The 10867-nt window shown below is 71.8% G+C and carries 8 protein-coding genes; 6 read left to right on the top strand and 2 right to left on the bottom strand.

Annotated features, from left to right (window positions below; all coding sequences use genetic code 11):
• Nucleotides 1-70: 70 nt before the first annotated feature.
• Together sucC and sucD are read left to right on the top strand one after the other, a co-directional pair.
• The gene (gene sucC, locus OG206_RS12915; RefSeq protein WP_327115506.1) at nucleotides 71-1252 is read left to right on the top strand and encodes an ADP-forming succinate--CoA ligase subunit beta; all 1182 of its coding nucleotides are present in this window, start codon (nucleotides 71-73) and stop codon (nucleotides 1250-1252) included.
• 46 nt (nucleotides 1253-1298) lie between these two features.
• Nucleotides 1299-2183 (top strand): succinate--CoA ligase subunit alpha, encoded by an 885-nt coding sequence (gene sucD, locus OG206_RS12910; protein ID WP_327115504.1) that lies wholly within the window; start codon nucleotides 1299-1301, stop codon nucleotides 2181-2183.
• Between the two features lie 141 nt (nucleotides 2184-2324).
• Here sucD and OG206_RS12905 read toward each other — a convergent pair whose 3' ends face one another.
• Nucleotides 2325-3674: a helix-turn-helix domain-containing protein gene (locus tag OG206_RS12905; RefSeq protein WP_327115502.1), complete on the bottom strand. Its 1350-nt coding sequence runs from the start codon at nucleotides 3672-3674 to the stop codon at nucleotides 2325-2327.
• Between the two features lie 131 nt (nucleotides 3675-3805).
• On the opposite strand from OG206_RS12905, the gene OG206_RS12900 reads away from it, so the two are divergent.
• Nucleotides 3806-5656, top strand: coding sequence for a cell division protein PerM (locus OG206_RS12900; RefSeq protein WP_327122259.1), 1851 nt, complete (start codon nucleotides 3806-3808; stop codon nucleotides 5654-5656).
• 52 nt (nucleotides 5657-5708) lie between these two features.
• Here OG206_RS12900 and OG206_RS12895 read toward each other — a convergent pair whose 3' ends face one another.
• Nucleotides 5709-6674, bottom strand: coding sequence for a hypothetical protein (locus OG206_RS12895; RefSeq protein WP_327115500.1), 966 nt, complete (start codon nucleotides 6672-6674; stop codon nucleotides 5709-5711).
• A gap of 238 nt (nucleotides 6675-6912) precedes the next feature.
• On the opposite strand from OG206_RS12895, the gene purN reads away from it, so the two are divergent.
• The 3 genes from purN (at nucleotide 6913) to OG206_RS12880 (ending at nucleotide 10807) form a co-directional block, all read left to right on the top strand.
• Complete coding sequence (purN, locus tag OG206_RS12890; RefSeq protein WP_327115498.1) at nucleotides 6913-7569, top strand: phosphoribosylglycinamide formyltransferase; 657 nt, start codon at nucleotides 6913-6915, stop codon at nucleotides 7567-7569.
• Nucleotides 7556-9109: a bifunctional phosphoribosylaminoimidazolecarboxamide formyltransferase/IMP cyclohydrolase gene (gene purH / locus OG206_RS12885; protein WP_327115496.1), complete on the top strand. Its 1554-nt coding sequence runs from the start codon at nucleotides 7556-7558 to the stop codon at nucleotides 9107-9109. Before purN ends, purH begins: the two co-directional genes overlap by 14 nt.
• A 237-nt stretch (nucleotides 9110-9346) precedes the next feature.
• On the top strand, nucleotides 9347-10807 hold the full coding sequence (locus tag OG206_RS12880; RefSeq protein ID WP_442805841.1) for a DUF2079 domain-containing protein: 1461 nt from the start codon (nucleotides 9347-9349) through the stop codon (nucleotides 10805-10807).
• The last annotated feature ends 60 nt before the right edge of the window (nucleotides 10808-10867 follow it).

Here is a 10867-nt window from a genome sequence, read left to right as displayed (position 1 = left end):
AGTCACGCTGCCCTCGCGGCACGCCCACGCAGATAACGAACCGCGAGACCACTAAAAGGGACGGACGCGCGTGGACCTGTTCGAGTACCAGGCGAGGGACCTCTTCGCCAAGCACGGTGTACCGGTGCTGGCCGGTGAAGTCATCGACACGCCTGAGGCAGCCCGCGAGGCGACCGAGCGGCTGGGCGGCAAGTCCGTCGTCAAGGCGCAGGTGAAGGTCGGTGGCCGAGGCAAGGCCGGCGGCGTGAAGCTGGCCGCAGACCCGGACGAGGCGGTCGCTCGCGCGACCGACATCCTCGGCATGGACATCAAGGGCCACACGGTCCACAAGGTGATGATCGCCGAGCTGTCCCCGGAGATCGAGGCGGAGTACTACGTCTCGTACCTTCTCGACCGCACCAACCGCACCTTCCTCGCCATGGCGTCGGTGCAGGGCGGTATGGACATCGAGGAGGTCGCGGAGAAGACCCCCGAGGCCCTCGCGAAGGTCCCGGTCAACGCCGTCGACGGCGTCGACATCGAGAAGGCCCGCGAGATCGTGGCCCTGGCGAAGTTCCCGGCCGAGGTGGCCGAGGGTGTCGCCGAGGCCATGGTGACCCTGTGGGACACCTTCGTCGCCGAGGACGCGCTCCTCGTCGAGGTCAACCCGCTGGTGAAGACGAAGGACGGCCGCATCCTGGCGCTGGACGGAAAGGTGTCTCTCGACGAGAACGCCGACTTCCGTCAGCCCGGCCACGAGGCGCTCGAGGACAAGGCCGCGGCCAACCCCCTCGAGGCCGCCGCCAAGGCCAAGAACCTCAACTACGTCAAGCTCGAGGGCGAGGTCGGCATCATCGGTAACGGTGCCGGTCTGGTCATGTCGACCCTGGACGTCGTCGCGTACGCCGGTGAGAACCACGGCAACGTGAAGCCCGCCAACTTCCTGGACATCGGTGGCGGTGCCTCCGCGGAGGTCATGGCGAACGGTCTCGAGATCATCCTCGGCGACCCGGACGTCAAGTCCGTCTTCGTCAACGTCTTCGGTGGCATCACCGCGTGCGACGAGGTCGCCAACGGCATCGTCCAGGCCCTGGAGCTGCTCAAGTCCAAGGGCGAGGACGTCACCAAGCCGCTGGTCGTGCGCCTCGACGGCAACAACGCGGAGCTGGGTCGCAAGATCCTCTCCGACGCCAACCACCCGCTGGTTCAGCGCGTGGACACCATGGACGGCGCGGCCGACAAGGCCGCCGAGCTCGCCGCGGCTGCGCTGTGACGTTGCGCGTCTCCGACACGACAAGGGACTAAGGGACTCCAACACCATGGCTATCTTCCTCACCAAGGACAGCAAGGTCATCGTCCAGGGGATGACCGGCGCCACGGGCATGAAGCACACCAAGCTCATGCTGGCCGACGGCACCAACATCGTCGGTGGCGTGAACCCCCGCAAGGCGGGCACGACCGTCGACTTCGACGGCACCGAGGTACCCGTATTCGGGTCCGTCGCCGAGGCGATGGAGAAGACCGGCGCCGACGTGTCGGTCCTCTTCGTGCCGCCGGCCTTCGCGAAGGCCGCGGTCGTCGAGGCGATCGACGCCGAGATCCCGCTGGCCGTCGTGATCACCGAGGGCATCGCCGTCCACGACTCGGCCGCCTTCTGGGCGTACGCCGGCTCGAAGGGCAACAAGACCCGGATCATCGGCCCGAACTGCCCCGGCCTGATCACCCCCGGCCAGTCCAACGCCGGCATCATCCCGGGCGACATCACCAAGCCCGGCCGCATCGGTCTCGTGTCCAAGTCCGGCACGCTGACCTACCAGATGATGTACGAGCTGCGTGACATCGGCTTCTCGTCCGCCGTCGGCATCGGTGGCGACCCGGTCATCGGCACCACGCACATCGACGCCCTCGCGGCGTTCGAGGCGGACCCCGACACCGACCTCATCGTGATGATCGGCGAGATCGGCGGCGACGCCGAGGAGCGTGCCGCCGACTACATCGCGAAGAACGTCACGAAGCCGGTCGTCGGCTACGTCGCGGGCTTCACCGCCCCGGAGGGCAAGACCATGGGCCACGCCGGCGCCATCGTCTCCGGTTCCTCCGGCACCGCCGCGGCCAAGAAGGAGGCCCTCGAGGCCGCCGGCGTCAAGGTCGGCAAGACGCCGACCGAGACCGCCAAGCTGGCTCGCGAGATCCTCGGCGGCTGACCTCCCGAGGCAGCGTCACCGCTTCACCGCGGAAACGGCGAAACGGCGCGGGCCCGCACCCTGTTCTCGACAGGGTGCGGGCCCGCGCCGTTCGCTCGTGCGGCGGGCAGCCACCGTGCGCGTGTCCGGCGGACAGCGCGGTCAGGGGATCCGTGGAACCAGACGCTCCGGCCCGTGCACGAGCTTCTCCCGCAGCGCCTTCTGCAGTTTCAGGTCCTGGGGCGTCAGACGCTCCGGGCCACCCCTCGGAGGGACACCGCCCACGCGGTGGGGAGGCGAGAGCGGTTGCTCGTACTGCGTGGGGGCCGTGTGCAGCGTGAAGCCCGTCGCCCCGATGAGCAGCACGCCGAAACAGACCGCCGCCCGCGTCCAGAGTTCTGCGACGCGCTCGCTGCCCCTGCGCACCGACGGAGCGGTGGGCGGTTCCGGCACGTCCTCGGCCAGTGCGAGAGCGCCGAGCCGCTCCTGGAACAGCGCGGTCCGCCCGCCGGGATCCGTGGGTGCGGCCAGCTCGGGGAGCGACTCGGCGAGGGTGGCTCTGGCGTTCAGCAGACGGTTCGCGGCGGCGGGCGTGCTGGCCTCGGTCTCGGCCGCTGTCTCCGGCAGCCCCAGCCCGACACCGTCGTGGAGCAGCAGCGTGCGGCGGTACGAGGGCGGCAGTGCGAGCAGCGCGCCCAGCAGTGCCTTCCTGCCGGGCTCCTCGGGCAGGGCGTCGGGGCGGCGGTGGGTGCGCCGCATGCGGTGCCAGGGCGACATCGCGTACTCGTACGCCGCCGCCCGCGCCCAGCCCGCGGGATCACGGTCCCTGGCCACCTCCGGCCATCGCTGCCAGGCGGTCCGGAAAGCGTGCTCGACGGCCTCCCGGGACAACAGGCGGCGGCCCGTCAGGAGGTACATCTGGCGCGTCAGTCCGGGTGCCGTGAGGTCGTACAGGCTGTCGAACGCGGCCTCGGCCGTGAGGACCGGCCGCGCCGGTGCGGGACCGGGGACGTCGCCGTCGGGCGCGGCCGCCGCCGGGGCGGGGCCTCCGGGTGCCGGGGCGACCTGCACGGTGGCCGTCGGCAGATCCGGTCCGGCGTCCGCGGCGCCGTCCGGTCCCGGGCCGTTCGCCGGCGCCTCGCGATGCGGTGACGGTGCCTCAGGTGCTGTCGCGTCAGGCACCACGTCCGTGGCGGGATCGGCCGGGGCGCTCGCGGTGGCGCCGGGACCGGGCTCTGTCGGGGACATCGTGCTGCTCCCGGTGGCTTCGACGGCGGAGGGCTGCGGCGTGGTGCGGGGGTCGGCGGAGCCGATCAGCCGGGCGTACGCCGCCCGGCGGCGGCCCCGTGGCGTGGTGCGCCCCGTCTCCCAGGCGCGGACGGTGGCGGGCGTGACGCCCATGGCCGCCGCGACCTGCTCCTCACTCAGTGACCTGGCCTCGCGCAGCCGTCGGCGCTCCTTGGGGGAGGGCAACGGGGCGGCGCGGGACGGACCCGTGACGCTTCGAGTCATGTGCGGCCTCCGCCCCCGATGACACTGCACTGGGTGAAAAAGTACATAAACGTATATTGAGCGACACAGCGGCTATTCGCCCGTTACACGAAATAAGCGCGTGTCGTTGGCAGCATGGCCGCGTGACCCAAGTGACCGAACGCAGCCCGATGTTGCCTGCCGAGCGGAGCAGGTCCGCCGCGCTTGCCTCCGCGTGTGCGCGCGGAGCCATCGCCGCGGGGCTCGGACTCGGCTCGCTGGCCGTCCTGGTCATGGTGCTGTGGATCAGCTCGCCGTACCCCGACAGCGGACCGGACGGGGCCTTCCACGTCGCCACCGGTCTCTGGCTGCTCGCCCACGGCGCCGAACTCATCAGGACCGACACGCTCGGCGGGCACCCCGCCCCCGTGGCCACGGTGCCCCTGCTGCTCGTCGTGCTGCCCGTGTGGCTCGTGCACCGGGCGGCCCGGGACTCCGCGGAGACGGACGGGAAGGGCACGGACAGGCACTCGGCGGTCGGGGCGTTCTGCGCGGTGAGCGCCGGCTACCTGCTGGTCGTGCTCGCAGCGGCGGCCTACGGGCGGGGCGGGGGACTGCCCGTCGACCGCGCCACGCTCGCGTTTCCCGTCGTGTTCGTGGTCACCGGCTCCGCCGCCGCGGGGGTCTGGGCGGCGCGGGGGCGCCCGATGGCCTCGCTCCTGGTCTGGGCGCCGCTCCGACTCCAGGAGGCCGCGGCCCGCACCAAATTCCGGGCGGGTGGCGCGGCCGCGCTGCGCTCGGCGGCCGCAGGGATGCTGGTGCTGCTCGTCGGCGGGGCACTGCTGGTGGTCGCGGCTCTGGTGTGGAACGCGGGGGCCGCGAAGGGGTCGTTGCTGGGGCTGTCCGGCGACTGGGCCGGCAGATCCGCCCTGCTCCTGCTGGCTGTGGCGCTCATGCCGAACGCGGCCATGTGGGGTGCCTCGTACGGCATGGGACCTGGCTTCGCCCTTGGCACGGCGTCCACGGTCACACCGTTCGCCTTCGCCGGACACCCCGCACTGCCGGACTTCCCGCTGCTCGCTGCGATGCCGTCGCAGGGCCCGGGGACGGCGGTGAACTGGGTGGCGGCCGCGGTCCCGGCCGTGGCCGCCCTGGCCGTCGCCCGCCGCGTCGCGCGGAGTGCGGCCCCCTCACCCGCCGGAGACGAGGAGCCGTGGGGCCAGGGGTGGACCGCGCTGATCGCCGGGCTGGGCGCCGTGGGCTGCGGAGCAGGTGCGGCGGCGCTGGCCGCCGCTTCGGGCGGGCCGCTGGGTACCGGGGCGCTGGCCGAGTTCGGCCCGGTGTGGTGGCTGGTGGGCCCCGCTTCGCTCGTGTGGACGGCCGTGATCGGCGTACCGGCGGCGCTGTTGCTCAGGGCCTGGCGGCTGCGGGAGAACCGGTGGGGATGGCGGCGTGACGTCGCGGCCCAGGTGAAGGATGCCGGGTCGACGGCGCCCGAGCAGAAGTCGGCGAAGGGCGCCCCGGGGATGCGGCCGCCGCAGGAGAAGGGGGACACGGAGGCAGGTGCGGCGAAGGCGGACGAGGAACCGTACGACTTCCTGTCGGCCGGTTCCTGGCATGAGGACGGGGCGAGGAAGGCGCGCTGGGCAGCCCTCCGGAGAAGCTCCGGCGGGCTGATGGCGGACTTCCCCGCCGCCCCCGAAGCCGTCGCGGAGTCCACACCCGCTACACCTGGGACAGGGGTGGCGGAGCCGGGCGCGGAGGCAGCCGACCGTGCGGGTCCCGCACGTCCGGCCGCAGCCGAAGCCGGTTCCACGGCCGGCTCGGCGGACGGTCCCCCCGCCGCCGAAGGCGCTCCCGCGGCGGGGTCCGGCACCCCGTCCGCCCCCACGCAGGCTCCGACGCCCGCGGAGACGCCCGCGGGGACGCCCGCGGAGGCGCCCGTAACCGAGCCGGAGAAGCCGACCGGCCCGGGTGGGGACGCCGATCGGCATCCGGACCCGGGCCGGGAGAGCGCTCCGTAGTGGTTGTCGGAGCGGGCGGTGTACGTCTGTACGGTGCGGCGTGCCGACGCTGCTACTTCTTGACGCCGAAGAAGGGCTCCAGCGGCTCGGGCAGCTTGTCGTTGCACGCCACCGCGCCGGACTTGGTGAGCGCGTCGTTCACGCAGGTGTAGTAGTCGCGGTAGACGAGCTGAACCGTGTAGCCGGTGGCGACGATCGCCAGTGCCAGCAGGGCTGTCACCAGACCGCTCACCGCTGCCGTCGTCTGCTGGCGTCCGGTGCTCTGCGGTGCTCCCGGTGCGGCGGACGGCGGTGCCGGTGTCGTCGGTCGCTCCGGGCCGGCGCCGGTCACCACGGCGGTCCGGACGTCCGGCCCAGGGGGCTTGCGCGGGCCTCCGCGCAGGGCGCTGATCGACCAGTAGACGGCCAGGGCCCCGAGCAGGAGCGCGATCTCGGGGAGGTCGAAGAGGGCGAAGAAGAACGCCCACATACCGCCGAGCACCGCATAGCGCGCTCGTCGCTGGACGGGGTCGGTCGGGTCCCAGCGCAGTCCGCCGGGATTTCCCTCGGGCCCGCCGCCCTGACCGCTCGGGGTGTTGCCGGGGCGTCCGCCGAAGCCGCCGCTCTCCCGGCCGGGCTGGCGGTCGCTCCACTGGCTTCCCCAGACGGGGCGGTCGTCGGGCCTGCCCTCGTCGTTGCCGTCGTTCCCGTCGCCACCGTGGTTCTGCGGCCGGGACGGGTGGCGGGGCTGCCAGGGCTGGTCGGGCCTGTCCTCGGGCGGCGCGGCGAACGGATTGTCGTCCGATGACCCGGATGACGAGCCCCCGCCCGCCTGCGAGTCCGGCGTGGGACCGGAGCCGGAACCGGACGAGGAGCCGGAGCCCGAACCGGACGAGGAACCGGAGCCCGAGCCGGACGAGGAGCCGGAACCCGAGCCCGAGGAGGAGTCCGGCGAAGAGGAATGGCGTTCCCGCATCAGCATGGAGGCGGCCCGCTCGGGCAGCGGGTGGCCAAGGGCGGTGCGGAGGCGGTCCGGCATGTGGTGAACGTCTTCCCCATCTCGTCATTTCCGCCCGGGGGCGGTTCCCTGTCCCCTGACGCTACCTCCCGGTCGCGCCCCCGTCCCGTGGGGGCCGCCGGGAGTGCCGGTATCGTTGCTGACGGTCGGACCGTTCGTAGAGTTCCCCGTATCGCGGGGCGAGCTTCTTTCGTACGACCATACAAACGCTCTCCCGTACATCGCGTATCCGCACCATCACGCGAGAAAGGGCCCTGCTGTGGCCTCCCCGCCCCCCTCCGCCGCTCCGGCCCGTCTGGTCGTGCTCGTCTCCGGCTCAGGCACGAATCTGCAAGCGCTCCTCGACGCCATCGGGGACGATCCCGAGGGCTACGGCGCGCGGATCGTAGCGGTCGGCGCGGACCGCCACGGCACCCTCGGCGCCGAGCGTGCCGAGCGCGCGGGGCTGCCCACCTTCGTCTGCAAGGTCGGTGAGTACGCGAGCCGCGAGGAGTGGGACACCGCGCTCACCGCGGCCGTGGCCGAGCACCGTCCGGACCTCGTGGTCTCCGCCGGGTTCATGAAGATCGTGGGCAAGGGCTTCCTCGCCGAGTTCGGCGGCCGCGTCGTCAACACCCACCCCGCCCTGCTCCCCAGCTTTCCCGGTGCTCACGGTGTCCGCGACGCGCTCGCGTACGGCGTGAAGGTCACCGGGTGCACCGTCCACTTCGTCGACGACGGCGTCGACACCGGTCCGATCATCGCGCAGGGCGTGGTCGAGGTGACCGAAGAGGAAACGGTGGAGGGTGAAGCAGCCCTCCACGAACGCATCAAGGAAGTCGAGCGCAAGCTGCTCGTCGAGGCCGTAGGGCGGCTCGCCCGCGACGGCTATCGCATTGAGGGACGAAAGGTTCATCTCGGTCATGTCGGTGAATAAGCCCATCCGCCGCGCCCTGGTCAGTGTCTACGACAAGACAGGGCTCGAAGACCTCGCCCGCGGTCTGCACGAGGCCGGTGTCGAGCTGGTCTCCACCGGCTCCACCGCCGGGAAGATCGCCGCCGCCGGAGTGCCGGTCACGAAGGTCGAGGAGCTCACCGGCTTCCCCGAATGCCTCGACGGCCGCGTCAAGACGCTTCACCCCCGGGTGCACGCCGGCATCCTCGCCGACCTGCGTCTGGACGCCCACCGAGAGCAGCTCGCCGAGCTCGGTGTGGAGCCGTTCGACCTGGTGGTCGTGAACCTGTACCCGTTCAAGGCGACCGTCGCCTCCGGCGCCTCCGACGACGAGTGCGTCGAGCAGATCGACATCGGCGGCCCCTCGATGGTCCGCGCCGCCGCCAAGAACCACCCCTCCGTGGCCGTCGTCACCAGCCCGGAGCGCTACGCCGACGTCCTTGCCGCGGTCAAGGCGGGCGGTTTCGACCTGACCGCCCGTAAGCGGCTCGCCGCCGAGGCCTTCCAGCACACCGCCGCGTACGACGTGGCCGTGGCGTCCTGGTTCGCCGACGGCTACGCCGCCGCCGACGACTCCGGCTTCCCGGACTTCTCCGGCGCGACGTACGAGCGCAAGAACGTCCTGCGCTACGGCGAGAACCCGCACCAGCCGGCGGCGCTCTACACCTCGGGCGAGGGTGGTCTCGCCGAGGCCGAGCAGCTGCACGGCAAGGAGATGTCCTACAACAACTACACGGACACCGACGCCGCTCGCCGTGCCGCATACGACCACGCCGAGCCGTGCGTCGCGATCATCAAGCACGCCAACCCGTGCGGTATCGCGATCGCGGACGATGTCGCCGAGGCGCACCGCAACGCGCACGCCTGCGACCCGCTGTCCGCGTTCGGCGGCGTGATCGCCGTCAACCGCCCGGTGACCGTCGAGATGGCCGAGCAGGTCGCGGAGATCTTCACCGAGGTGATCGTCGCCCCGGCGTACGAGGACGGCGCGGTCGAGGTCCTCGCACGCAAGAAGAACATCCGCGTGCTCCGCTGCCCCGACGCCCCGGCCTCCGAGGTCGAGGTCAAGCCGATCGACGGCGGTGCGCTGCTCCAGGTCACCGACCGGCTCCAGGCCGACGGCGACGACCCGGCCAACTGGACCCTCGCCACCGGTGACGCCCTTTCGGCCGAGGAACTCAGGGAACTCGCCTTCGCCTGGAAGGCCTGCCGCGCGGTCAAGTCGAACGCGATCCTGCTCGCCAAGGACGGCGCCTCCGTCGGCGTCGGCATGGGCCAGGTCAACCGTGTCGACTCCGCGAAGCTCGCGGTCGAGCGGGCCGGCGAGGAGCGGGCACGCGGTGCGTACGCCGCGTCCGACGCGTTCTTCCCGTTCCCCGACGGCCTGGAGATCCTGACCGCCGCGGGCATCAGGGCCGTGGCCCAGCCGGGCGGCTCGGTCCGCGACGAGCTCGTCGTCGAGGCCGCGAAGAAGGCCGGCGTGACCATGTACTTCACGGGCACCCGCCACTTCTTCCACTGACACCACCGCGGTGACACCGCTGCTCACCGCTGTGCAGTGCACGACACCGCACGACACCGACGTCACCGCGGCCCAGTGACAGCACCGCAGGCCGCACCCGCCCGGGTGCGGCCTGCGGTGCGTCCCGGCCTACGAATTCCGGTCGCCCCTCTGTTCTAATGAATGGCTTGGCCGGCCGTGGCGGGCGGCACCGGCCCGGCCGGCAGTGATCGATGGGCAATTCGTGGCGGGGGCACCGTGCTTGATCTGAACAAGAGCGAGACCGACGCGCCGGAGAAGGCATCCGAAGGGGAAGCCGGCGAGGCCGCCGGCCCGCTCCACCCGGCACCGCTGCGCCCCTACCTGATCGCAGCCGTCCTGCTCTGCGCGGTCTACTTCCTCTACGCCTACGTCCGGTTCAGCCACTTCCAGTCGCCCTCCTGGGACCTCGGCATCTTCGAGCAGGAGGTGCGTGCGTACGCCGGTCTGCACGCCCCGGTCGTCGACATCAAGGGCCCCGGCTATCTGATCCTCGGCGATCATTTCAGCCCCGTGGTGGCGCTCCTCGTCCCGCTCTACTGGGTGTGGCCGTCGGCCGTCGCCCTGCTGTTCGCGCAGGCCGCACTGTTCGCCGTCTCCGCCGTCGTCGTCGGGCGCACGGTCCAGCAGATCCTGGGCGGCCGCGCAGGCCTCTGCGCCACCGCCGCCTACGGGCTGTCCTGGGGCCTCCAGGAAGCGGTGAAGGCCGACTTCCACGAGATAGCCTTCGCCGTACCGCTGATCGCACTCGTCTGCCGCGCCCTGCTCACGGGGCGCTGGCGGGCGGCCGTCCTGTGGGCGCTGCCCCTGGTCCTCGTCAAGGAGGACCTCGGAGTCACCGTCGCGGTCGTCGGAGGCCTGCTCGCCTTCTACGGGCGCAGGCTCCAGGGCTTCCTGCTGGCGGCCTTCGGTGTGTTCTCCTTCGCGCTGACCGTCCTGGTGCTCATACCGGCGGCCAGCAGTGCGGGGACGTACGACTACTGGAAGAAGATCGAGGAGGACGGCGGGCAGCAGGTGTCCCCGCTCGACTCCCTGCTCGGCATCCTCGACTCCTCGGTCAAGCTGGAGATGCTCGTCTTCCTGGTCGGCATCACCGCCTTCATGGCGCTGCGGTCCCCGCTGATCCTTCTCGTGCTGCCCACCCTGGGCTGGCGTCTGCTCTCGCAGGACTCCAACCACTGGGGCATGGTCTGGCACTACAGCGCGATCCTGATGCCGGTCGTGTTCCTGGCCATGGCGGACGGCATCCGGCGCAGCCGGGGCTCGAAGCGGCCCTGGCTCGTCTCGTACGCGAACGTCGCCGTCCCCGTCGCCGCCGCGATCGCCGTCGCGCTGACCCAGCACCTCCCGTTCCGTGAGCTGCTCCGTCCCGAGACCTACCGCGCGGACGCCCGCACCCACGCGGCCGAGGAAGCGCTGCGTGCCATCCCCGCCGGCGCACGGGTGGAGACCGACATCACGTTGATGGCGCACCTCACCGGCGACCGCACGGTCTACTGGATCGGCGGGGCGCCCGGCACGGCGCCCGACGTCGTCGCGATCAACCTGGACTTCGGCTGGTCGCGCCCGATCGACGATCCGGTGGAGTACGCGCAGCAGCTCCACCCCGAGGCGCGGTACCGCATCACCCGGGAGGCCGGGTCGTTCGTGGTCATGGAGCGGACGACCAAGGCGCCGTGAAACGGCCGAAGGCCGTAAGACCCGGGCTACGGGTGTTACGGCCTTCGTGCGCGCAGGCGG

The organism is Streptomyces sp. NBC_01341, assembly GCF_035946055.1.
Lineage (GTDB): Bacteria > Actinomycetota > Actinomycetes > Streptomycetales > Streptomycetaceae > Streptomyces.
Note: the sequence above shows the minus strand (reverse complement) of the source record. Positions and strands in the feature narration are given on the sequence as shown.